A 21,706-nucleotide genomic window follows, 5' to 3' on the forward strand; every position below is an offset into this window, starting at 1 on the left:
CGGGAATCCGTCGGCTTGGAACCGATCGGAGGGCTCAGACTGCCGACCAGCCGTTGTCGACCGGCAGGACGGCGCCGCTGATGTTGCTCGCGGCGTCCGAGGCCAGGAAGACGATGGCCGCGGCGAGTTCCTCGGCCCTGGCGATCCGGCCGATGTTGGCGGCGTACGCGCCGACGACGGTCGGGCCGTCGGGGGCGGGTGCGGCGTCGACGTTGATGGAGGTGGCGGTGCCGCCGGGGGCGACCGCGTTGACCCGCACGCCCTTGTCCCGGTACATGACCGCGGTGGACTTGACCAGGCCGACCACGCCGTGTTTGGCGGCGGTGTAGGCGGTGCCGGCGGCGCTGCCCCGCAGCGAGGCCTCCGACGCGGTGAACACGATCGACCCGGCGCCCCGCTGCACCATGTGCGGCAGGACGGCGCGGGTCAGGAGGAAGGGCGCGGTCAGGTTGACGCGGATGAGGCGTTCCCAGACGGCGTCGGTGACGTCGGCGGTGGCGGACAGGTCGTCCATGATCCCGGCGTTGTTGACCAGGACGTCGATGCCGCCCAGACGGTCCAGGGCCGTCGCGACGACCTCCTCGACCACGCGCCGGTCACCGAGGTCGCCGATGACGGTCTCGGCCGTCCCACCGTCCGCGCGGATCCGCTCGGCGGTGCTCGTGGCGGTGTCGGCGTCGAGGTCGGCGACCAGGACCCTGGCGCCCTCCGCGGCGAAGCGCAGCGCGCTCGCCCTGCCGATCCCCGAACCCGCTCCGGTGACGATGACGTTGCGGTCCCGCAGCCCTGGGTCGATCACGGTGTCTCCTTTCGGGCCGTGCGGGTCGTTCCGGGGAGCACGACCAGGGGGCGCACCGCCGCTGTTCCGTCACTCTATGACTATTTGTCGCTCAGTGACAAATAATATTGTGACAAGCCCGGGACCAGCCGACAGTAGGGTGGGGCCGTTTCCGGGGCGGCACGAAAGGATGGCTGTGGTCGAGCAGGCGAAGACCGCTCCTCGGTCGGGGCGAGGACGTCCGCCCATGACCGAGCGGCGCAGGGAGGCCGTGCGCCTGGAGATCGCGCGTGCCGCGGTCCGACTGTTCACCGAGAAGGGGATCGCGGGCACCACCGGCGACGACATCGCGCAGGAGATCGGCGTCTCCACGCGTACCCTGTGGCGCTACTTCCCCAACAAGGAGAGCTGTGTACGGCCCCTGCTCACCGAGGGCCTGCGCACCATGGCCGGATATCTGCGCGCCTGCCCCCCGGACACCCCGCTCCTGGAGTACCTGGAACGCGAGCGCGTCTTCGACCACGACGAGCCGCTCGTGCACGGCCCGGTGATCGACCTGATCAGGATGACCCGAAGCGAACCCGCCCTCATGGCGGTCTGGCTGGAGGTCCACCACTCGGCCGAGTCGGTGTTCGCCGAGATCCTCGCCGAGCGCACCGGCGCCTCCCCCGACGACCTGACGGTCCGCCTCCAGGCCGCCACCCTCAACGTGGCGCTGCGTCTGGCCGCCGAGGAACAGGTCCGTCTCTCCTCGGAGGGGCGGGGCCCCTGGACGGAGGGCCCCGGGGCCCTGGTCCGCACCGCCCTCACCGTCGCCGCCCGGGGTCTGCCCGCGTTCGATCCCCAGGGCGGCGACTGAAGGACCGGGCGCCGGCCCACCGGGACGCGAGGCCGTGGCCGACGTGTGCCACGCCGGGAATCCGGGTAGCCGCGATAGCACGCATGGCGTCGGTGCGAGGGAGAAGTGTCGATGCAGGTCAAGGACAGCGTGGCCGTGGTGACGGGTGCCTCCAGCGGAATCGGGCGGGCCACCGCCCTGGCTCTGGCGCGCCGAGGCGCCTCGGTGGTACTGGCCGCCCGGAGCGAGCGGGCGCTGGAGGAGGCCGCCGAGGAATGCCGCTCCCGTGGTGGACGGGCGGTGGCCGTGCTCACCGACGTGACCGACCCCGAGGCCGTCGAGGATCTCGCCCGACGCACGGTGGAGGGGTTCGGCCACATCGACGTGTGGGTCAACTGCGCCGCGGTGTCGCTGTTCGGTCCCTTCACCGAGGTACCGCTGGAGGACTTCCGCCGCGTGGTGGAGGTCAACCTCATGGGCTACGTGCACGGCGCCCGTGCGGCCCTGCCCCGTTTCCGGGACCGGGGGCGCGGTGTGCTCATCGACGTCTCCTCCCTCGTGGGCGTCGTCGCCCAGCCCTACACCCACGCCTACGGGGCCTCGAAGTTCGCCGTACGCGGCCTGGGCTCCTCCCTACGACAGGAGCTGGCGTTGGAGGGGGCGGACCAGATCCACGTGTGCACCGTGCTGCCCGGGGCGGTGGACACCCCGATCTTCCAGCACGCGGCCAACTACACCGGACGCAAGGTGCTGGCGATGCCCCCGGTCTACACCCCCGAGAGCGTGGCCCGCACCATCGTGGGCGTGGTACGCAGACCCCGCGATGAGGTCGTGGCGGGACCGGTCCGGGGACTGGTCTCCCTGGCGCGCAGCGCGCCGGAGAAGGCCGAGCGCCTCATGCGTGACCAGGTCGAACGCTCCCACCTGTCCCACACCGAGTCCGCCGAGCACGGCAGCGGCAACCTGTACCGGCCCGGCGGCGGCAGCGTCCACGGAGGCTGGCACGGCGGACGACGCACCGCCGTCCGCCGACTGGTCACCGCGGGTGTGCTCGGCGGAGCCGCCGTGGCGTTCGCCCGCAGGAGCACGCGACGGGAACGAGGGCGGCGCCCGGGGCCCCTGCGCGCGGCGCTGACCCGCTGACCGCTCCACCCGACTCCGAGGAACCCGGGCCCGGCCATGGCCGGGCCTTCGCCCTTTCTTGACCGAACCGGAACCCGCCCCGTGCAACGGCTGCGTTCCCGGCATGGCCCGTGAAGGGCGGTAGGTTGCTTTTCCCGGTCGAATGAGATTCAAACCACCAATAAGCAACTCGTTGTCCAAAACGTTACTTTTTCGTTTAGTCTGAGGCGCGATGCGACGTCAACCGGACGTCCGCGCAGCTCAGAGGAGTTCTCCCTTGACCCTTGGACGACGAGCCGGCCTCTCACCGCGCTGGCGCTCCCGGTGGATGGCTGTCGCTGCCGCCTCGGGGCTGATGCTCTCCACGTACGCCCTTGTCGGCGCAGCCGGATCCGACTCCGGTTCTCCCTCCGCGGCTCCCGGGGCCGGGCCCCGGTCCTTCGCCGGATGCGAGGCGACGCATGACAAGCGGCAGATGCGCGGCGCGTGGCTGACCACCGTCGGCAACATCGACTGGCCCTCCAAGCCCGGACTGAGCGCGGAGGAGCAGAAGAAGGAGATGGACGAGCGCCTGGACGAGGCGGTCGACCTCGACCTGAACACCGTCTTCCTGCACGTGCGCCCCACCGCCGACGCGGTGTACGAGTCCGACATGGAGCCGTGGTCGAAGTACCTGACCGGTGAGCAGGGCGGCGACCCCGGATACGACCCGCTGGAGTACGCGGTGGAGGAGGCCCACAAGAGGGGCCTTGAGTTGCACGCCTGGTTCAACCCCTACCGGGTCGGCATGAACTCCGACATCGAGGAGCTCGCCGACGACCACCCGGCCAAGGAGAACCCCGACTGGCTGGTGACCCACGGCCGGGAGGGCTACTTCGACCCGGGCAACCCGGACGTGCGCAACTGGGTGACCGACGTGATCATGGACGTGGTCGAGCGCTACGACATCGACGGCGTCCACTTCGACGACTTCTTCTACCCCTACCCCGCCGAGAACGCCACCTTCGACGACGACGAGTCGTGGGAGGAGCACGGCGAGGGCTTCGACGACCGCGACCAGTGGCGTCGTAACAACGTCAACCAGCTCATCAGGGACGTGGACGAGCGGATCGAGGAGACCAAGCCCTGGGTGCGCTTCGGGATCTCGCCGTTCGGCATCTGGCGCAACGACACCAGCGACTCCAGCGGCTCGCCGACCTCGGGCCTGGAGTCCTACTCCGCCCAGCACGCCGACACCCGCGCCTGGATTCGCGAGGAGATCATCGACTACGTCGTCCCGCAGCTGTACTGGGAGCGCGGCTTCGACGACGCCGACTACGAGAAGCTCGTGCCCTGGTGGTCCGAGGAGGTCAAGGACACCGACGTGGACCTGTACATCGGACAGGCCGCCTACCGGGCCGAGGACAAGGGCTGGAACGACAAGACCCTCAGCAAGCAGCTGGACTACTCCTCCGACTACTCCGAGGTGGACGGTGACGTCTACTTCTCCTTCAAGTCCCTGAAGAACGTCGGGGAGAAGGCCTACGAGCGCGTGCGGGACGACCACTACGGCGACCCCGTACTGCCGCCGCTGGCCGACGAGTCCCGCGACGGCGAGCCGACGGTGGGGGCGGTGGAGGGCCTCGACGCCACCACCGACGACGATCGTACGAAGCTGGAGTGGCAGCCGGTCGAGGGCGCACGCTCCTACGCCGTCTACAAGCTCGACTCCGAGGACGCCGCCAAGGTGGCGACGGGCGACCTGGAGCAGTACTGCGACGTGCTCTCGGAGGACAACCTCGTGGCCATGACCGGTGAGACCTCGGTGAAGGAGAAGACCGACGAGGACGCCTCCTACGTGGTCACCGCGCTGGACGACTACCGCGTGGAGGGCCCGGCCGAGGAGGTCGTGACCCCGAAGGGCTGATCCGACCGGGTTCGTCGAGGGCACGCGCCCGCCAGATCGGGGCCCGCCGCTCCTGTGAGGGACGGCGGGCCCCACCATTCGCCGCGACCGTGTTCCTGTGGTCATTCTCGGCTTCGAAAGTGACCACCAGAACACGGCCACCGTTCATCCGCAGGCGGTTCGGTCGCGGGCGGGCTTCTGGGGACCATCCCCGCGTGCGCGGGGAGCACGTCTTCTCGACGCGGTCGCGCTGTCCTCGGACACCTCCTCCGAGAGCCGCTGAGCCGCTCCTTCTGTGCGGTGTGTCATATCCCCGGCTCCCACCTGTGGAAAGGCCGACCCCGGATTGTCCTCCCGAACCGTCTTCTGGTTATCGTGCCCGTGTTACCCACGTCCGTGGGGCCCGGCAACGGCGCCGACCCTCGGCATGAGACATGACCGATCAGGAGGCACCGCCATGTTCCGCAAAGTGCTCGTGGCCAACCGGGGCGAGATCGCCATCCGCGCGCTACGTGCCGGGTACGAACTGGGCGCCCGTACCGTCGCGGTCTTCCCGCATGAGGACCGCAACTCCCTGCACCGGCTCAAGGCCGACGAGGCCTACCAGATCGGCGAACCGGGTCACCCGGTACGCGCCTACCTCTCGGTGGACGAGATCATCCGTGCCGCCCAGAAGGCCGGAGCCGACGCCGTCTACCCCGGTTACGGCTTCCTCGCGGAGAACCCCGAGCTGGCCCGCGCGTGCGAGCGCGCCGGGATCACCTTCGTCGGCCCGCCCGCCGAGGTGCTGGACCTGACCGGCAACAAGGCCAGCGCCGTGGCCGCCGCTCGAGAGGCCGGCGTTCCCGTCCTGGAGTCCAGCGAGCCCTCCGACGACGTCGAGACCCTGCTGGCCGCCGCCGAGGGGATCGGCTTCCCGCTGTTCGTCAAGGCCGTCGCCGGTGGCGGTGGTCGCGGCATGCGTCGTGTCGCCGGACCGGAGCAACTGCGCGACGCGGTCGAGGCCGCCATGCGCGAAGCCTCCTCCGCCTTCGGCGACGCCACCGTGTTCCTGGAGCGGGCCGTGGTCGACCCCCGCCACATCGAGGTGCAGATCCTCGCCGACGGCCAAGGCGGCGTCGTCCACCTCTACGAGCGCGACTGCTCGCTGCAAAGGCGTCACCAGAAGGTCATCGAACTGGCCCCCGCCCCCAACCTGGACCCGGCCCTGCGCGACCGTATCTGCGACGACGCGGTGCGCTTCGCCCGCAGGATCGGCTACCGCAACGCGGGCACGGTCGAGTTCCTGGTCGGTGCGGACGGCAGCCACGTCTTCATCGAGATGAACCCGCGCATCCAGGTCGAGCACACGGTGACCGAGGAGATCACCGACGTGGACCTGGTGCAGTCGCAGCTGCGCATCGCCGCCGGTGAGACCCTGTCCGACCTCGGCATCGCCCAGGAGGACATCTACGTTCGCGGTGCCGCGCTGCAATGCCGCATCACCACCGAGGACCCCGCCAACGACTTCCGGCCCGACACCGGGATCATCAGCGCCTACCGCTCCCCCGGTGGTTCGGGCATCCGTCTGGACGGCGGTACGTCGGCCGCGGGCACCGAGATCAGCCCGCACTTCGACTCCCTGCTGGTGAAGCTGACCTGCCGGGGCCGGGACCTGGCCACGGCGGTCAACCGCGCGCGCCGGGCCGTGACCGAGTTCCGCATCCGCAGCGTCGCCACGAACATCCCCTTCCTCCAGGCGGTGCTGGACGACCCCGACTTCCAGGCGGGACGCGTCACCACCTCCTTCATCGAGGAGCGCCCCCACCTTCTGACCGCGCGTCCCTCCGCCGACCGTGGCACCCGCATGCTGACCTACCTGGCCGACGTGACGGTGAACAAGCCGCACGGGGAGCGGCCCCCGTTGGTGGACCCGGCCACGAAGCTGCCGGCGCTGCCCGAGGCCGGGACGCCACCGCCGCCGGGGTCCCGCCAGCGACTCGCCGAACTGGGCCCGGAGGGTTTCGCCAGGTGGCTGCGTGAGTCGCCGAACCTCGGCGTGACCGACACGACCTTCCGTGACGCCCACCAGTCCCTGTTGGCCACCCGGGTGCGTACCAAGGACCTGTTGGCGGTGGCCCCCACGGTCGCGCACACCCTGCCCGAGCTGCTGTCCCTGGAATGCTGGGGCGGGGCCACCTACGACGTGGCCCTGCGCTTCCTGGCCGAGGACCCCTGGGAGCGCCTGGCCGCGCTACGCGAGGCCGTGCCCAACATCTGCCTACAGATGCTCCTGCGGGGCCGTAACACGGTGGGTTACACCCCCTATCCCACCGAGGTCACCCACGCGTTCGTGCAGGAGGCCGCGGCCACGGGCGTGGACGTCTTCCGGATCTTCGACGCGCTCAACGACGTCGAGCAGATGCGTCCGGCGATCGAGGCGGTGCGCGAGACGGGTACCTCGGTGGCCGAGGTGGCGCTGTGCTACACCGCGGACCTGTCCGACCCCGGCGAGAAGCTCTACACCCTCGACTACTACCTGAGGCTGGCCGAGAAGATCGTCGAGGCGGGCGCACACGTGCTCGCCGTCAAGGACATGGCCGGGCTGCTGCGCGCTCCGGCCGCGGCCACGCTGATCTCGGCGCTGCGTCGCGAGTTCGACCTGCCCGTGCACGTCCACACCCACGACACCACGGGCGGGCAGCTGGCCACCTACCTGGCGGCGGCCGAGGCCGGAGCGGACGCGGTGGACGGCGCGGTCGCGTCGATGGCGGGCACCACCTCCCAGCCTTCGCTGTCGGCGATCGTCGCCGCCTTCGACCACTCCGAGCGCTCCACCGGGCTCAGCCTGGACGCGGTCAACGAGCTGGAGCCGTACTGGGAGTCGGTCCGCCGGGTCTACGCGCCCTTCGAGGCGGGGCTGTCCGCCCCCACCGGGCGGGTGTACCACCACGAGATCCCGGGCGGTCAGCTGTCCAACCTGCGCACGCAGGCGGTCGCGTTGGGGCTGGGCGACCACTTCGAGGAGGTGGAGGCGATGTACGCCGCCGCCGACCGGATGCTCGGCCGTCTGGTGAAGGTCACCCCCTCCTCCAAGGTGGTGGGCGACCTGGCGCTGCACCTGGTGGGCGCGGGGGTGTCCCCGGCCGACTTCGAGGCCGACCCCGGACGCTTCGACGTCCCGGACTCGGTGGTGGGCTTCTTGCGCGGCGAGCTGGGCGTGCCTCCGGGCGGGTGGCCGGAGCCGTTCCGCACCCGGGCCCTGGAGGGCCGTCCCGAGGCCCGGGCCACCCAGGAGCTGAGCGAACAGGACCGCGAAGGGCTGGCCAAGGACAGGCGGACCACCCTCAACCGGCTGCTCTTCCCCGGTCCGACGAAGGAGTTCGAGGAGCACCGGGCCGCCTACGGCGACACCAGTGTGCTCTCCAGCGCCGACTTCTTCTACGGTCTGCGCGCCGGCGAGGAGTACTCGGTGGACCTGTCCCCGGGCGTGCGGCTGCTCATCCAGCTGGAGGCCGTGGGCGAGGCCGACGAGCGCGGGATCCGCACCGTGATGGCCACGCTCAACGACCAGCTGCGTCCGCTCCAGATCCGCGACCACGCTCTGGCCTCCCAGGTGAAGGCGGCGGAGAAGGCCGACCGTGACGACCCGGGACAGGTCGCGGCCCCCTTCGCCGGCGCGGTCACCCTCACGGTCTCCCAGGGCGACGAGGTGGAGGCCGGGGAGACGGTGGCCACCATCGAGGCGATGAAGATGGAGGCCGCCATCACCGCGCCCGTGTCCGGGCGTGTCACCCGGGTGGCGATCGACCCGGTCCAGAAGGTGGAGGGCGGCGACCTGCTGGTCTGCCTCGGCTGACCGACCCTCTCCTCTCGGGGCGGGCCCCTCACCGGGGCCCGCCCCACCTGCGCGTACGGTCGGGGCTCGGATGCACCCGACTCGGGGCGGCGCATACCCTCGAAGGGTGAGGAACTCGTTCGACGCCGACGACTGCGCGGCCCTGGCCGCTCGGATCCGCGAGGCCCTCGGTGAGGGCCCCGTGGTCGCGCTGACCGGGGCGGGGGTGTCCACCGACTCGGGCATCCCCGACTACCGTGGGCCCGACTCGCCGCCGCGCACACCGATGACCTACCAGCAGTTCGTGGGCGACGCGGCCTTTCGTCGCCACTACTGGGCCCGCAACCACGTGGGGTGGCGCCACGTGCACAGGACCCGGCCCAACGACGGCCACCGCGCGCTGGCGGCCCTTGAGGACCGTGGTCCCCTGGCGGGGATCATCACCCAGAACGTGGACACCCTGCACGAGGTGGCGGGCAGCAGACGGGTGATCGACCTGCACGGCCGCTACGACCGTGTGATCTGTCTGTCCTGTTCGTCCGTGGTCCCCCGGGCGAGCCTGGCCGAGCGTCTGAGCGCGCTCAACCCCGACTTCGTCGACACGGTGCCCGACGTGGAGATCGCCCCCGACGCGGACGCGGTCCTGGCCTCCACCGAGGGGTTCCGGGTGGCCGACTGCGACTCGTGCGGCGGCATGCTCAAACCCGACATCGTCTACTTCGGGGAGAACGTGCCCAAGGCGCGGGTGATGGAGGGCTACGCCATGGTGGACGAGGCGGAGTCGCTGTTGGTGATCGGCTCCTCCCTGACCGTCTTCTCGGGGCGGCGCTACGTCAAGCGCGCGGTGGAGCAGGGAAAGCCGGTGGTGGTGCTCAACCGGGGACGGACCCGGGCCGACGACGTCGCCGCCCTCACCGTCGACGCGGGCTGCTCCCAGGTGCTGACGGCCCTGGTCTCGACCTACACCCACGACCCTCGCGCGGTGAGGTAGCTCCGCTCAGCCGTTCGTCTCCAGGTGGGTGAGGAAGTCCACCAGCGCGGCATTGACCTCCTCGGGGCGTTCCTGTTGGGTCCAATGGCCGCAGCCGGGCAGGACCGTGCTGGAGTACAGCTTCGGCGCGATCTCGGGCAGGGCCTCGACCAGTTCGGGAACTCCGCGCATGGCCTGGACCATGTCCCTGTCCCCGGTCACGTACATCGCCGGGACGTCGATGCCGCGTCCCTGGAAGGGCGCCATGAGCCCCTGGTTGCGTTCGATGTTGCGGTACCAGTCGATCGGCCCGGTGTAGGCCTTGTCCCCGTGCAGGGCGTGGTCGCGCGCGAAGGCGGCCACGTCCTCCTCGGTGAGCCAGTCGGGCAGCTCCCGTGGTTCGGGAAGGGGGTCGAGCAGGGTGCCGCCCTCGGGGACGATCCACAGGCGGGGCTCGTCCTCCTGCCGGCCGTCGCCCGAGGCGCCGACCAGGATCCGGCGCAGGAACGAGACGGGGTCGGCGGCCAGTTCGGCGTCGGCCAGGCCGGGCTCCTGGAAGTAGACCTGGTAGAAGCCCTCGCCGTAGATCCTCCGGGTCACGGAGGGCGGGGGCATCATGGCGGGCGGGAACGGCGGGACGCTCAGGCCCGCCACGCCGCGGACCAGGTCCGGGCGCATCAGCGCGGTGCTCCAGGCCACCGGGGCGCCCCAGTCGTGGCCGACCAGGACCGCGTTCTCCTCCCCCAACGCCAGGATCAGACCGACCACGTCGCCGACCAGGTGCGCGAGCGTGTAGGCCTCCACCTCCTCGGGCCGGTCGCTGCGGGCGTAGCCGCGCTGGTCGGGGGCGACCACCCGGTATCCCGCCTCGGCCAACGGTGCGAACTGGTGGCGCCAGGAGTACCAGCTCTCGGGGAATCCGTGCAGGAGGAGCACGAGCGGTCCGCTCCCCTGCTCGGCGACGTGCAGTCGGATCCCGTTGACCTCGACGTCCCTGTGTTCCACGTCCATCGTGTCCTCGCTCCTCGACCGGGGTGGGTCGGACCACGTTATCGCCGAGGGGCGTCGGGGGCGGGCTCCCGGGGCCGTGCGGGTCGGCTCCGCCGGAAGGGCCGACACGCCCGTCCAGGTCAGGGCTCCGTCGTCCCGGTGGTCGTCTCCTCGGTCGGTGAGACCCTCCTCGACCGGGAGGACCTCCTCAGCCGGTGAGGAGGAGGGCGGCGACCAGGGCCACGAGGACGAAGAGCGTACCGAGCGCGGACACGCGACGGACGGTCGCCTTCCGGTCCTGTGCCCGTACGGGCAGAGACGGCCAGCGCAGCACCGCGGACGCGACGGACGCCGCCGTCAGGGCCAGGACCGCGTACCACACCGCCACGGGAAGGAGCGTCCACGGGGTCAGCAACAGCGCCAGCAGCAGCCAGAAGAGGGTGTCGATCGTCCTGGCCGCCGCGTCCCAGCGGTCCAGGAGTCGGTATCGCCCCTTGTTCCGCCAGGACCTCAGAAGGAGACCGAGCGCGTTCAGGGCGCACGCCCCGTTGAGGAACAACGCCACGGCGTAGGGCAACAGGGTCAGCGGGTCCATCAGGAGTCCTCCCCCGTCAGCAGCTCCAGCGCCGGGAGCTCCAACCCGGTGGTGGTGTTGCCGAGCATGACCACCGCGCGTTCACCCTCCCTGTCCAGGGCGATCATGGAGGAGAACCCTCCCGTTCCCCCGTTGTGCCAGGTGACCTCGGTACCGTCGTACTCGTCGACGACCCAGGCGAACCCGATCCGCCCGCCCTGGCCGTCGTCCCAGCGCGGTTCCATGGCCTCGGCCCCCGGCGCGTCCCCCTCCAGCAGTGCGCGGGCGTAGCGTTCCATGTCGGCGGGGGTGGAGCGCACTCCGCCCGCGGGGGCGTAGGCCTGGGCCAGCCAGGGATCGGCCCGTCGTCCGCGTTCGCTGTACCCCATGGTCGCGTCCGGGGGGAGGTCGGTCTCGGAGGCGGGCAGGAAGGTCTCCTCCATGTCCAGGGGGTCGAGCAGCCTCTCGCGCAGCAGGGTGGCGTAGTCGGTCCCCGCGGCCTCGGCCAGCGCGTACCCCAGGACGGCCGTGCCCAGGTTGGAGTAGTGCGACTCGCCGCGGTCGGACAGTTCTGCGGCGGCGACCTGTGCGACCAGTGTGTCGTGGTCGTGGCGGTAGGGGTCCCGGCCCAGGGCGGAGGCCAGGCCCCCGGTGATCTGGTCGGACGGTCGACCGGGCAGTCTGGGCAGCCCCGAGCGGTGACCGGACAGCTCGGCCAGGGTCACGTCGGCGGCCGGGGCCCCGTCGAGCTCGACCAGGTCGCCCAGACGGGTGTCCTCGGCGACCTCGCCCCGTGCGATGGCCTCGGCGAGTAGCGCACCGGTCATCGTCTTGGTGATCGATCCGATCTCGTAATCGGTGTGGTCGTCGGCACCGAAGTGGGCGAAACGGGTGCGGTCGCCGTCGATCTCCACGACGCCGACCCGGTCGTGGACGCCCTCGGACAGCAGGGGGCGCACGCGGGCCAGGAGGTCGGGGTCTCCGCTCTCCCGGTCCGACAGGGACGGCACCAGCGGCCGTGCGGCGATCCCGACGGCGATGACCAGTACGGCCGCCACGCAGGCGACGACGATGGTCCGGGGCGCGGGTCTCATGGCGGACCTTCCCTTCTCTAGGGCGTGCCACTCGCCGCGGTCAGGATGACGAGCAGGGGGACGACACGCTCGGGGGGAATGGTGTAGTGGCCGCGCCGGAGGGTGGTGAGCCATCCCGCGGCGACCAGGTGGTTGACGTGGTGGTAGATCTGGCCGGTGGTGCCGAAGTCGGAGCGTTCGACCAGTTCGGCGACGGTTCTGGTGCCCTCCCAGACCGCGTGCAGTACCTGGAGACGGACCGGGTTGCCCAGGGCGTCGAGGGCGGTGGCCATGCGAGACCAATCGGCACCCACCAGGCGCTCGACGGGAAGTCCCTGCTGCCACTCCAGCGCGTCCTCTCCCTCCTCGCCCCGGACGATTCCGGCGAAGACCACGCCACCGCGCCCGGTGACGTGTGCGCGCAGGGCGTTGAGCGCGAAGAACACGTCGCCGGACGCCCCCTCGACCTCGCCGGGACGAGCCGGCCCCCGCGCCGCGGCCTCCTCCAGTGCGGCGATCCGTGCCTCCAGGTCCGCCAGTCGCTGTTCGGTCGTCCGTGCCATCACATCTCCACTTTACATGAGTTTCCGTAATTACGTAATTACATCTCCACAGGTGTGGAGTTCACGGCTTTGCCGGATCCGAAGACATCGGTGAAGGGTTGCTGACCCGGCGGGGCCGATGATGAAGACGAGGCGCGCGGATCACGGTCCGTGAGGGGACATCAGGAGCGGCCGCCTCCCCGTCCCGAAACGCGACCGAAGACCCCGGCGGCCGGGAAGGAGCCGACATGCGCACGCAGGAAGCCAACGGATGGCAGTACTTCTCCGCGACCCTGCTGATCATCGCCGGAGTGATCAACATCATCCAAGGGCTGGTGGCGCTCTACCAGCCCATCTTCTACACGACGGGGAGCATGGACCTGCTGCTGTGGGAGTACAACGCCTGGAGCGGCCTGCTCGGTGTGCTCGGTGTGGCCCTGATCGTGGCCGCCCTGACCCTGCTGACCCGTCATGTGGCGGCCCGCGGCGTCGCCCTTCTGCTCGCGGCGATCAACGTCATCGCCCAGGTCGGCTTCGTCGCGGCGATGCCGATGTGGTCCCTGGTGACCCTCGCCCTGAGCGTCATCGCGATCTACGGCCTGACCGCGGGCTGGCAGTCCGGGATGCGTGAGCGGGAGCGCCCTGAGGAGGACGCCGTCTACCGCAGCGGATACAGGGCCGCCCACGCGGCTCCCCGCTCCTCGCGGTCGACGGAGACGACCGGAGCGACCCGGGAATCACAGCAGACCAGCGAGCAGGGTTCCTGAGGAGGGCCCCTTCCGGTCCGCCCCCGTGCCCTCCGGGCCGGGGGCGGTCTCCTGCGCCCGACGGCCCGGAGGGAACGCCGCCCCCGTGCGAGGGGGACGACGGACGTGACGCCCCGGCCGCCGCCCCGGAGTACCGGGCGGCGGCCGGACCCGTCAGCGCTTGCGCGGCTGCAAGTGACTGGTGACGGCCAGCCTGTTGTACAGGTTCATCATCGCGATCGCGGCGATGAGCGCGGCCAGGGTCTGCTCGTCGAAGTGCTCGGCGGCGGCGTCGTAGACCTCGTCGGAGACCCCGTGCTCACCCATCCGGGTGATCTCGTCGGTGAGCGCCAGAGCGGCCCGCTCGGCGTCGCTGAAGATCCCGCCCGACTCGTACCAGGCGGAGACCAGGAAGAGCCTCTGCTGGTCCTCCCCCTCCTTCAGTGCCTTGGTCGTGTGCAGATCGACGCAGAAGGAACAGCCGTTGAGCACCGAGGAGCGCAGTTTGACCAGTTCAAGGAGACGAATGTCGACGTGCTCGGCGATGATCTTGTCGACCTCGTCCAGCTTTTGATAGACCTCGGGAAGCTTTTTCGCCCAGATCACGCGTTCTTTGGCCACGGGAACCGTCCTCCTGTCGGACACCTACGTCGTTTCCGCCCCGTCGGCCGGGGTTCGAGGCCCACGCTACCAACGCTTCCCGTGGACCGCCCGGGAGTCGGACTTCGAAGATGAGAGAAAGAGAAGGATCTTCTGTTCGCCCTTCTTCTCGCGATCCCCACGTCTTTCGAAGAAGCTTTTTCACTTCGCCCTGATCTGTCAGAGGTGTTAGGTTTCCAGATGCCCGTAAGGAGCGGATTTCCCTAGGAGAGAACCGATGCCCCCCGAGTCCGGTTCGGACACCGACGGAGAACCCCCTGGCTCCCTCGACGTCGCGGAACCACCCAAGGACGTCTCCTCCGTGGGCACGGTGGCCCGCCGGATCACGGGCAAGGCGATCCCCCTCTACCTGTCCATGCTCGCCACCATGGCGGGCGGCGCCGTCACCGCGGGCGTGCTCGGCAACGCCGCGACCACGCAGCTGGCGGCGTACGCACTGGTCATCGCGGTGTTCAATCCGGCGTTGATGGTCGTCCAGGGCGCGCTGCGCGGATCGATGCCCTTCATCTCGGAGAAGGAGGGAGACCCGCGGGCCCTGGCCCCCGTGGTCCGTGACGGCCTCTGGCTGGCCCTGGTCCTGGGCGTGCTCGGCGGTTCCCTGGTGGGCACCGCGCCACTGTGGGGGCGGCTGCTCGGGGTGGCCGAACCCACGCTGGCCGCCCTCGGCGTCTATCCCCTTCTCATGGGTCTGTACGTGGTGATCACGTCGGTGAAGGCCTCGGTGACCGTGCTCCTCATCGGATTGGGGCACAACCGCACCGTCCTGGTGCTGAGCCTGGTCACCACCGCCCTCGCCGTCGTCCTCACCCCTGCCCTGGTCCTGGGGGCCGGCCCCCTGCCCGCCATGGGCCTGAACGGCGCCGGTGTCGCGGCGCTGATCGACGGGTCCGTCACGGTCTGCCTCTCCCTGTACCTCTCCCGCCGAAGGACCGTCCTGCGTGGGCACCGGGTCGGCCTCGGCGCGCCCCGGCCCGGTGGTGTCCGGGCGATCGCCCGGGTGGGTCTGCCCACCGGATCCACACTGTTGATCAAGTTCGCGACGCTGAGCGTGCTGGCGCTGGCCGTGGCCCGAACCGGCCCGGCCGACGCCGCCGCCCACCAGCTGCTCGTGGTCGTCTCCACCTTCGCCTTCCTCGCGGCGACGGCCACCGGACAGTCGTCGATCCCCTTCACCGCCCGCGCCGCCGCCAGGGGTGACCGCGCCGGGGCCCGCCGGTCCGTCCTGGCCGCCCACCTGGTGGCCCTTCCCGTGGTCGTGACGAGCGCGGCGCTGGTGTGGGCCGTCCCCGGGCCGATCATCGGACTGCTCACCGACGACCCGGAGGTGGCGAGGACGGTGACCGCGCTGCTTCCGGTGCTCTTCGCGGTGGTCGTGGCCGACGCCACCCAGGCCCTGTCCGGTATGGGCCTGCTGGGCGTCAAGAACGCCAGGCCCTCGATGTACGCGTTCGCGGTCTGCTACGGGCTGCTGACCCTGGTGGCGGTGCCCGCCGTGGAGGCCGGAGGGCTGCCCTTGCTGTGGACCGCCTACGCCGTGGCCACGGCGGGGCTGGTGTTCGCCCAAGGCCTGGCGTTCTGGCGCACGTCCGCGCGGATCTGAGGCGGCGCCTCCCTCCCCGGGGTTCGGGGCGGCACCACGTATGTGGCACCGCCCCGAGGGCATGGGTGGGGTCTCAGCGGTGGGTGGCCAGCCAGGTCCTCACCAGGCCGGCCAGCTCATCGAACTCCCCCGGCCCGGCCGGCACCTGTTCCCCGGAGTGAGGTGCCTGTCCTGGACGGTGGAACAGGTAGGGGCGTACTCCGCGCACCCCGTCGTCATCGACACACCAGCCCTGTTCGGAGGGGTGGGGCTCACGCGGTCGCGGTACCCGCACCGGCCGGGGAACCGGGCGTGGGTGTCGGGCTGCGGCCAGAGCGCTTCCCGAACGTAGCCTCTGCACTCCAGGCACAGCGGTCCCGGTGCCAGGCAAGGACCTGGGGTGCTCCCGTACTCCCGAGCGAGACGCTGGCAGTGGGCGCCGTTCTTGTCGCCGGGCGTCCACGGAGCTGCACAGCACCGCGGCGAGCACCGCCCCGAACAGCCACTGCACCTGCTGTGCCCATCCTCGGACGGGTTTGCGGTGCCGACCGCTAGGCTTCTCCACGATCTCCTCCTGCTTGCTTCAGGTGGAGATTCAGCCCTGGCCCGGTGGTGCGAACACCGGGCCGGGGCGCCTCCACTTTCTCTGTCATCTGTTGTGTGCTGCGCGGATGGGTGTCATTGGCCCCGGGTTCGTACGCCACCCGAAACCGCGCTTCCCACCTCGGCGGCACGTAGGGGTAAGGTCAGTCGCTGCCGAGGGCTCGGTGGGGGTCGATCAACGCCCACATGGTCAACGGGCCTCCCCAGGCCCCGGTCCACCACCACTTCTCTGACAATGCGGCCACCAGGTGCAGCCCTCGCCCATGCACTCTCGGTTCCTCGGGGTGGCCGGTCAGGTGGGGCCTGGTGATCTGCTGTCCGGCCTTCGGGCCGTCATCGGTCACCCCCAGCAGTACGACCTCGCCGGGCATCGTCTCCACTGACACCCGCACCCGCCCGCACCGGTCGCCCGAAGCCGTGTGCTGTATGGCGTTGGAGACGAGTTCACTGAGGGCCAGCATGACCGGCGCGGCGGTCTCCTCATCCAGCCCAGTGGCCCCCGTACACCAGGCCCGCACACTCCCGACCTGCTCTGGCCTCCCATCGAAGTAGGCGATGGATACTCCCAGCCGCTTGCTTCGTCCCCGTACCGGCAATCCACCCGCCGGCCGCCGTTCCTGGTTCCGGCCGTACCTCGGTTTTGGGATTTCGCGCCCATCGGGCGGCTGTCCCGGCGGTGGGATATTCGAGCAGCTCATAGCCAGTTCCCCTCAGTCACGCAAGTGTCGAACGCGAGGAGCCGGGTCCCGGCAGTGGCCATGGGCTGGGCACATGCGGCAGGGCACCGAACGTGATCCCTGGGGCGCGGCTCGTCACCACCGACGATGCACTACAGGAAATTTCCCGGCAACAACTTTCCAGAAATTTCCTGTAGACTTTTGAACCTGTCCATGGTGGGACCATCCGGCCGGGATACTGAGGGAGACGAGCGCCGCATGACCGTGGAAGGGATCCGCCCGATGCCCCAAGAGCAGCACGGCCCCATCGCCAGCCGCCTCCTGCTCGGCAAAGCACTTCAGCAGCTCAGGGACGAGGCCGGGATGAGCGGGGCCGAAGTCGCCGAGCAGATGGGCTTCGGTGCGGCCAAGCTGTCGAAGATCGAACGAGGTCAGGCCCCCGTCTCCAAAGCCGACCTCCACCTGTTCTTCCAGGTCCTGAAGGTCAGCGAGGACGTACAACCCACCCTGCTCGAACTCGGAGCCCAGTCACGTCGGCCACGACGCAACCGCACCACTACGTTCGAACAGGAACTCCCCGGCAAGAACTTCGAGAAGTACCTGGGGCTCGAAGAGATCGCGATCGGCATCAAGGACTGGCATCCCTACCTGATCCCAGGTCTCCTGCAGACCCCTGAGTACGCCCGCACCCTGATCTCCGCCAACCCGCTGTTGCTCCCCGACCAGGTGGACCACCTCGTTCGGCTCCGCATGGAACGCCAACGAACCCTGCACCGGGAAACGGATCCTCTGCGCCTGTGGTCGATCGTGGAGGAGTACGCGCTGCGACGTGTCCTCGGCAGCAAGCAGATCCGCGACGACCAACTACGCCACCTGCTGAAGATGGGACAAAAACCCAACATCAACATCCAGGTCATCCCCGACTCCGCCGGCGCACACGCCGGCCTCGACGGAGCCTTCGCGATCCTCGACGCCGGGAACCACCTGCCTCCGGTGGTCTACATCGACAGTCGGGGCATGAACACCTATGTCGAAGCCATGAGCGAACTGGCCGCCTACAAGGCGAGCTATGACCAGATCCAATCCGCGGCGCTCTCACCGGTACAGTCAGCCGAAGTCATCACGGCGCTTCTGGAGGGCACCCGATGAGATGGACAAAGTCCAGCTACAGCAGTACCGGGGCGACATGCGTCCAGGTGCGGGTACCGCGTGTGGGGGTGACCGAGATCGGCGACACGAAACATCCCGACGGCCCCACCCTCACCGTTCCCGACAACGACTGGGAACACTTCCTCGATCAGGTCGCGAACGCCACCGCCGACTTCGAACGCCTACGTGCCCAATTCCTCCCAGGCGGTGGCTTCACCCTCACCGACACCGCCACCCCGCACTCCCCCGTGCTCACCTACACGAAAGCCGAGTGGGACGCCTTCAAACTCGGCGTCGACGCCGGGGAACTCCGCAGCGGTGACCCGCGTGGAGTTCCCGTCAGTCTCGTTTGAGCTGATCCAGGATGTGCGGCAAGGGCAGGTCCTGGTCGTCCTTGTCCTGTGCCCAAAGGTCGAACACCGTGGCGGCCGCCTCGGCCATCTCTGGGGGGAGGCCGGCGGCGACCAGGCTGTGGGACACCTCCCGCATCTCCGGGGCCCAACGCCATGCTTTTGCCGCCACGCCCTTCAGATACTCCGGCGTGGCCAGAGGGGACTTGGCCAGACGGCGCGCCTCTGCGGTCAGGTGCTCGTCCACCCCATGGGCACGACCCAACGCCTGCGCGACACCAGCCAGAGCGCAGGCAGCCTTTTGATAGGAGCCGTAGGCCATCTTCAGCGCCGAAGCGGCTCCTACCGGTCCCTCCAGCTGGAGCGGGACGACGGCCGTATCAGCGAACAGTTCCGCGACCGCGGCCACCTTCCCTTCTTCTCCGGAGAGGTAGAGGTGGGTGGAGACGGAGCCCCCTGGCGGCGGGCCGATGACGCACCCGTCCACAGCACGTGCGCCGTGAGCGGACATGTCGGTCGCGATCCGTTCCGCGCGTTCGGGGCTGATGGCGTTGGCTTCGACGAAGACACCGGAGAAACCCGCCTCCCTCACCGCATCAGCCGTCTGCTCCGCGGCTGTCGGCGGGCACAGGGAGATGAGCACGGAGGAGCGCTCCAGGAGCTGTCCCAGTGCGGGAACAGCGTCGAGTCCGGCTTGTTCGGCTCGCCGGACGCTCGCTTCACTTCGTCCGGCGGGACACCACAGGACACGGACGCCGGCCTTGGTGAGCTCGTGCCCGACGGCAGCACCCATCTGGCCGGGGTGCAGCAGACCGACAGTGACCGGGCTGGTCATGGCGTATGCCCTCCGGGAAGAGCAGGGGGTGGCGGTGCGCAGAACTCGATGATCTCATCACGCAACGCGGTGGCCAGGGGCGAGGTCCTCACCCGAGGCCGTATCTGTTGGAGTCTGCGTCTCACACTGTCCGTCACGGCAGCTGTAGTTCGTGATCGCGTAGATGTCAGGTCACCTCGGCCACGGTGACGTTGTCTCATCGTCGGTGCACCCGAGCAGCCAACCTCGGGCGGTTCACGCAACGGCCGAGGATGTCGAAGAACAAGGCACCAGCGGCTACCCCCGGTCGTGAGAAGGATTCTGTGGGATCAGAGGCCATGACCCGACACCAATGACCTCGGAGCGGCCACGCCCTCGCTACGTTAAACCGATCCGTCTCCGTGGCCGTTTCCCCGGTCGGTCACAGCGGCGCCTCGGCCACGGTCAAGTCCAGGTCGCGGACCATGACCTCGTTGAGCTGGCGCAGCTGCATCGCGGTCACCTTGGCCCCGCGCAACGACGACAGGCCCGACAGCCCGGACAGGTCGCTCTCCCGCAGGTCCGCACCCGCCAGGGAGGTGTCTTGCAGATCCACACCGAAGGCGCAGTCGTCGAAGACCGCCTTCCGCAGGTCGCACCCCTCGAAGGCGGCCTCCCTGAACGAGCAGCCCACGAACGCCACGTCACCCACGACCCTGACCTGAGCCCAGGTGGCGTAGTCGAACTGGCAGCCCTCGAAGAGCACATCCCGAAGGGACACCCGTACCAGTGACACACCCATCAGCCTCGACGTGCGAAACCGGCACCGGTCGATGGTGACGTCCACCAGGCGGTGAGAGGACAGGTCCACCGACCGGAAGTCGGCGTTGGCGACCCTCTCCTCCTCCAGAGGGTTCGTATGCGGCCACGAGGCAACCGGTGTCTCGTCGTCGCTGGGCAGAAGCACGTTCGCGCCCCGGATCCGGGTTGTCTCCACGGAACCTTCCCCGTTCTACTTACTCCAGTTGTCCCAGGTGGAACGGTTGTCCCAGGGACCACCGTTCTTGTTGTCCCAGGTGTCGCGGTTGTCGAATCGCCCCACAGGGGTACTCGGCCGGAGCCGTTTGATCAGATCGGCGACCCCAGAAGATCGCTCAAGCACGGTCATGACGCTGCTCATCGTTCACACTCCCATCTTCTCGCCCAGCGCACGGGCGAGTTCGATCTTCGAATTGCGGCAGTAGGCGGTCTCGGTGACGGTGAAGTCCCCGTGTTCGAAGTACTTGTTCGAGGCCTGGCCTCCCTGGCAGAACGCGAAGAACTCGCATTCCTGACGGCATCGCCGCGGGCACTGCCCCAGCAAGCCCGGCTGTACCGGGCACTCACCCGCACTGAGATCGACCACGAACCACCTCCCACACAGGCCGAAGAGGCATGGCAGTGGCTGAACGCCTGGTCACACAGCACGGCGAAGAGCCCGCCCTCCCACAACCGGTGCACTGGGTACCCACCGGACAGCGGGACGGGCCCTCATCGTCGGAACTCCTGGAGGTCTTCCCCCAAGAGCTGGCGGGCCTCCGGTTGACTTCGGCCCGTCAGGCGTTGAGCCGCTCCAGCGTGCGCTCCCGGCCCAGCAGTTCCAGCGACTCGACCAACGGCAAACCGACCGTGCGTCCGGTCACCGCGGGGCGACGCCGAGATCAGACCGACCGGTTCCTGAGGGTCGGCGGTCGCGTCCAGGGAGGGGGCGCGACCGCCTCTCGGTCTCAGTCCCCGGCCCGGACACGCTCGAAGACCCCGGTGAGGCCGTCCAGGAAGGCCGACAGCGCCAGTTCGAAGCTCGCCTCGTCGATCTCGGCGGCGTGCTCGGCCAGGCGGTGGGCCTGGGACAGGTTGGGGTAGCGGTCCCGGTAGACGCGCACGTCGTCGTCGAATCCGCGCGCGAAGGAGTTCGTGGCGGCCCCCACGATCAGGTACTTGGTGGACGCGCCGATCATCGTCGCGTAGCGGGGCGGCCATCCTGCGCCCACCAGTCCCCCGTGGACGGCGTCGGCGCGGCGCAGTGCCTCCTCCCGGCGTCCGGGCCCGGCGGCGATCACCGGCAGCAGGTGGGGGTGGGCGGCGAGGGCGTCGCGGTAGGACCGGGCCCAGACGGTGAGCCCCTCGCGCCAGTCACCACCCTCGAACCCCGAGACGTCGATGTGCGAGGTGACCTCGTTGGCGACGTCGCTGAGCAGCTCCTCCTTGGTGCGGTAGTGGCTGTAGAGGGAGGCCGCCTGGACGGCGAGTTCCTGGGCGAGTTTGCGCATGGACAGCCCGTCCAGCCCGTCCCGGTCGATGAGCGTGAGCGCGGCACGGCGGATGGCCGGTTTACTCAGGATCGGTGTCTTGGGTCGGGCCACGGAAGGGTCTCCTCCTGCGCTGCGGCGGACGGGCCGGTCCCTCCGGCGTCCGGCCCGATCATCGCATGCCGGTCCGTCGTGTGCTCCTTCGGTCGCCTCGGCGGATCCGGTGGGCCCGCTCTCCACCTGCCGGACGACCTCTTGCGTGCATGGGTCCT

22 protein-coding genes and 1 pseudogene are annotated in these 21,706 nt (G+C 69.7%); 9 read left to right on the forward strand and 14 right to left on the reverse strand.

Translation table 11 applies throughout. The annotated features are described in order from the left end of the window. Positions 1–34: 34 nt before the first annotated feature. On the reverse strand, positions 35–796 hold the full coding sequence (locus PFX91_RS01305; protein WP_502888234.1) for an SDR family NAD(P)-dependent oxidoreductase: 762 nt from the start codon (positions 794–796) through the stop codon (positions 35–37). A gap of 229 nt (positions 797–1,025) precedes the next feature. Between PFX91_RS01305 and PFX91_RS01310 the strand changes: the two genes are divergently transcribed. The 5 genes from PFX91_RS01310 (at position 1,026) to PFX91_RS01330 (ending at position 9,431) form a co-directional block, all read left to right on the forward strand. Further along, positions 1,026–1,637: a TetR/AcrR family transcriptional regulator gene (locus PFX91_RS01310; RefSeq protein WP_285728776.1), complete on the forward strand. Its 612-nt coding sequence runs from the start codon at positions 1,026–1,028 to the stop codon at positions 1,635–1,637. 111 nt (positions 1,638–1,748) lie between these two features. Next, a complete protein-coding gene (locus PFX91_RS01315; RefSeq protein WP_285728777.1) occupies positions 1,749–2,759 on the forward strand; it encodes an SDR family oxidoreductase in 1,011 nt (336 codons plus the stop codon). 307 nt (positions 2,760–3,066) lie between these two features. After that, a complete protein-coding gene (locus PFX91_RS01320; RefSeq protein WP_285728778.1) occupies positions 3,067–4,644 on the forward strand; it encodes a glycoside hydrolase family 10-like protein in 1,578 nt (525 codons plus the stop codon). A gap of 436 nt (positions 4,645–5,080) precedes the next feature. Then, positions 5,081–8,461, forward strand: a complete 3,381-nt coding sequence (locus PFX91_RS01325) for a pyruvate carboxylase (protein WP_285728780.1) — start codon at positions 5,081–5,083, stop codon at positions 8,459–8,461. 70 nt (positions 8,462–8,531) lie between these two features. Next, positions 8,532–9,431, forward strand: coding sequence for an NAD-dependent protein deacetylase (locus PFX91_RS01330; RefSeq protein WP_502888225.1), 900 nt, complete (start codon positions 8,532–8,534; stop codon positions 9,429–9,431). Between the two features lie 6 nt (positions 9,432–9,437). On the opposite strand, the gene PFX91_RS01335 is transcribed toward PFX91_RS01330, so the two are convergent. The 4 genes from PFX91_RS01335 to PFX91_RS01350 all read right to left on the reverse strand — a co-directional run bounded on the left by PFX91_RS01335 (position 9,438) and on the right by PFX91_RS01350 (position 12,610). After that, positions 9,438–10,421 (reverse strand): alpha/beta fold hydrolase, encoded by a 984-nt coding sequence (locus tag PFX91_RS01335; RefSeq protein WP_285728783.1) that lies wholly within the window; start codon positions 10,419–10,421, stop codon positions 9,438–9,440. Positions 10,422–10,608: 187 nt separating this feature from the next. Next, entirely contained in the window at positions 10,609–10,995 is a 387-nt protein-coding gene (locus PFX91_RS01340; RefSeq protein WP_285728784.1) for a hypothetical protein, read from the reverse strand. Then, positions 10,995–12,068 (reverse strand): serine hydrolase domain-containing protein, encoded by a 1,074-nt coding sequence (locus tag PFX91_RS01345; RefSeq protein ID WP_285728785.1) that lies wholly within the window; start codon positions 12,066–12,068, stop codon positions 10,995–10,997. Before PFX91_RS01345 ends, PFX91_RS01340 begins: the two co-directional genes overlap by 1 nt. A 17-nt stretch (positions 12,069–12,085) precedes the next feature. Next, positions 12,086–12,610 (reverse strand): ArsR/SmtB family transcription factor, encoded by a 525-nt coding sequence (locus PFX91_RS01350; protein WP_285728786.1) that lies wholly within the window; start codon positions 12,608–12,610, stop codon positions 12,086–12,088. A 227-nt stretch (positions 12,611–12,837) separates the two neighbouring features. Between PFX91_RS01350 and PFX91_RS01355 the strand changes: the two genes are divergently transcribed. Beyond that, complete coding sequence (locus tag PFX91_RS01355; protein WP_285728787.1) at positions 12,838–13,356, forward strand: DUF7144 family membrane protein; 519 nt, start codon at positions 12,838–12,840, stop codon at positions 13,354–13,356. A gap of 153 nt (positions 13,357–13,509) precedes the next feature. Here the strand turns inward: PFX91_RS01355 and PFX91_RS01360 are convergent, their stop codons facing one another. After that, positions 13,510–13,956, reverse strand: a complete 447-nt coding sequence (locus tag PFX91_RS01360; protein ID WP_285728788.1) for a carboxymuconolactone decarboxylase family protein — start codon at positions 13,954–13,956, stop codon at positions 13,510–13,512. A gap of 256 nt (positions 13,957–14,212) precedes the next feature. On the opposite strand from PFX91_RS01360, the gene PFX91_RS01365 reads away from it, so the two are divergent. Continuing rightward, positions 14,213–15,595 carry an MATE family efflux transporter gene (locus PFX91_RS01365; RefSeq protein WP_285728789.1) on the forward strand — a complete coding sequence of 461 codons (1,383 nt, stop codon included), beginning with the start codon at positions 14,213–14,215 and terminating at the stop codon, positions 15,593–15,595. 73 nt (positions 15,596–15,668) lie between these two features. Here the strand turns inward: PFX91_RS01365 and PFX91_RS01370 are convergent, their stop codons facing one another. Continuing rightward, on the reverse strand, positions 15,669–16,139 hold the full coding sequence (locus PFX91_RS01370; RefSeq protein ID WP_285728790.1) for a hypothetical protein: 471 nt from the start codon (positions 16,137–16,139) through the stop codon (positions 15,669–15,671). A 181-nt stretch (positions 16,140–16,320) separates the two neighbouring features. Further along, positions 16,321–16,875: an ATP-binding protein gene (locus PFX91_RS01375; RefSeq protein ID WP_285728791.1), complete on the reverse strand. Its 555-nt coding sequence runs from the start codon at positions 16,873–16,875 to the stop codon at positions 16,321–16,323. Positions 16,876–17,112: 237 nt separating this feature from the next. Between PFX91_RS01375 and PFX91_RS01380 the strand changes: the two genes are divergently transcribed. Together PFX91_RS01380 and PFX91_RS01385 are read left to right on the forward strand one after the other, a co-directional pair. After that, positions 17,113–18,003 (forward strand): helix-turn-helix domain-containing protein, encoded by an 891-nt coding sequence (locus PFX91_RS01380; protein ID WP_285728793.1) that lies wholly within the window; start codon positions 17,113–17,115, stop codon positions 18,001–18,003. Further along, a complete protein-coding gene (locus PFX91_RS01385; protein WP_285728795.1) occupies positions 18,000–18,356 on the forward strand; it encodes a DUF397 domain-containing protein in 357 nt (118 codons plus the stop codon). The genes PFX91_RS01380 and PFX91_RS01385 overlap by 4 nt, the downstream gene beginning before the upstream one ends. On the opposite strand, the gene PFX91_RS01390 is transcribed toward PFX91_RS01385, so the two are convergent. From PFX91_RS01390 to PFX91_RS01415, 6 genes and pseudogenes are all read right to left on the reverse strand, one after another. Further along, positions 18,343–19,188 carry an NAD(P)-dependent oxidoreductase gene (locus tag PFX91_RS01390; protein ID WP_285728796.1) on the reverse strand — a complete coding sequence of 282 codons (846 nt, stop codon included), beginning with the start codon at positions 19,186–19,188 and terminating at the stop codon, positions 18,343–18,345. The two genes, PFX91_RS01385 and PFX91_RS01390, sit on opposite strands and share 14 nt — an antisense overlap. A gap of 400 nt (positions 19,189–19,588) precedes the next feature. Next, complete coding sequence (locus tag PFX91_RS01395) at positions 19,589–20,143, reverse strand: pentapeptide repeat-containing protein (protein ID WP_285728798.1); 555 nt, start codon at positions 20,141–20,143, stop codon at positions 19,589–19,591. A gap of 15 nt (positions 20,144–20,158) precedes the next feature. Next, the gene (gene amcA / locus PFX91_RS01400; RefSeq protein WP_285728800.1) at positions 20,159–20,314 is read right to left on the reverse strand and encodes a multiple cyclophane-containing RiPP AmcA; all 156 of its coding nucleotides are present in this window, start codon (positions 20,312–20,314) and stop codon (positions 20,159–20,161) included. Between the two features lie 15 nt (positions 20,315–20,329). Then, a complete protein-coding gene (locus tag PFX91_RS01405; RefSeq protein ID WP_285728802.1) occupies positions 20,330–20,551 on the reverse strand; it encodes a hypothetical protein in 222 nt (73 codons plus the stop codon). A gap of 190 nt (positions 20,552–20,741) precedes the next feature. Further along, a pseudogene (locus tag PFX91_RS01410) lies at positions 20,742–20,837 on the reverse strand (hypothetical protein); the annotation flags it as partial. Between the two features lie 75 nt (positions 20,838–20,912). Then, positions 20,913–21,548, reverse strand: a complete 636-nt coding sequence (locus PFX91_RS01415) for a TetR/AcrR family transcriptional regulator (protein WP_285728804.1) — start codon at positions 21,546–21,548, stop codon at positions 20,913–20,915. Positions 21,549–21,706 lie beyond the last annotated feature (158 nt).

The sequence above is a fragment of the Nocardiopsis sp. ATB16-24 genome (assembly GCF_030271535.1).
In the GTDB taxonomy this organism is placed as follows: Bacteria; Actinomycetota; Actinomycetes; order Streptosporangiales; family Streptosporangiaceae; genus Nocardiopsis.

Bases quoted from the DNA above. Each gene is read 5' to 3' on its own strand.
- PFX91_RS01310 (WP_285728776.1), top strand. From the start codon at position 1,026: ATGACCGAGCGGCGCAGGGAGGCCGTGCGCCTGGAGATCGCGCGTGCC.
- PFX91_RS01315 (WP_285728777.1), top strand. From the start codon at position 1,749: ATGCAGGTCAAGGACAGCGTGGCCGTGGTGACGGGTGCCTCCAGCGGA.
- PFX91_RS01320 (WP_285728778.1), top strand. From the start codon at position 3,067: ATGGCTGTCGCTGCCGCCTCGGGGCTGATGCTCTCCACGTACGCCCTT.
- PFX91_RS01325 (WP_285728780.1), top strand. From the start codon at position 5,081: ATGTTCCGCAAAGTGCTCGTGGCCAACCGGGGCGAGATCGCCATCCGC.
- PFX91_RS01330 (WP_502888225.1), top strand. From the start codon at position 8,532: ATGCACCCGACTCGGGGCGGCGCATACCCTCGAAGGGTGAGGAACTCG.
- PFX91_RS01335 (WP_285728783.1), bottom strand. From the start codon at position 10,421: ATGGACGTGGAACACAGGGACGTCGAGGTCAACGGGATCCGACTGCAC.
- PFX91_RS01340 (WP_285728784.1), bottom strand. From the start codon at position 10,995: ATGGACCCGCTGACCCTGTTGCCCTACGCCGTGGCGTTGTTCCTCAAC.
- PFX91_RS01345 (WP_285728785.1), bottom strand. From the start codon at position 12,068: ATGAGACCCGCGCCCCGGACCATCGTCGTCGCCTGCGTGGCGGCCGTA.
- PFX91_RS01350 (WP_285728786.1), bottom strand. From the start codon at position 12,610: ATGGCACGGACGACCGAACAGCGACTGGCGGACCTGGAGGCACGGATC.
- PFX91_RS01355 (WP_285728787.1), top strand. From the start codon at position 12,838: ATGCGCACGCAGGAAGCCAACGGATGGCAGTACTTCTCCGCGACCCTG.
- PFX91_RS01365 (WP_285728789.1), top strand. From the start codon at position 14,213: ATGCCCCCCGAGTCCGGTTCGGACACCGACGGAGAACCCCCTGGCTCC.
- PFX91_RS01375 (WP_285728791.1), bottom strand. From the start codon at position 16,875: ATGAGCTGCTCGAATATCCCACCGCCGGGACAGCCGCCCGATGGGCGC.
- PFX91_RS01380 (WP_285728793.1), top strand. From the start codon at position 17,113: ATGACCGTGGAAGGGATCCGCCCGATGCCCCAAGAGCAGCACGGCCCC.
- PFX91_RS01385 (WP_285728795.1), top strand. From the start codon at position 18,000: ATGAGATGGACAAAGTCCAGCTACAGCAGTACCGGGGCGACATGCGTC.
- PFX91_RS01390 (WP_285728796.1), bottom strand. From the start codon at position 19,188: ATGACCAGCCCGGTCACTGTCGGTCTGCTGCACCCCGGCCAGATGGGT.
- amcA (WP_285728800.1), bottom strand. From the start codon at position 20,314: ATGACCGTGCTTGAGCGATCTTCTGGGGTCGCCGATCTGATCAAACGG.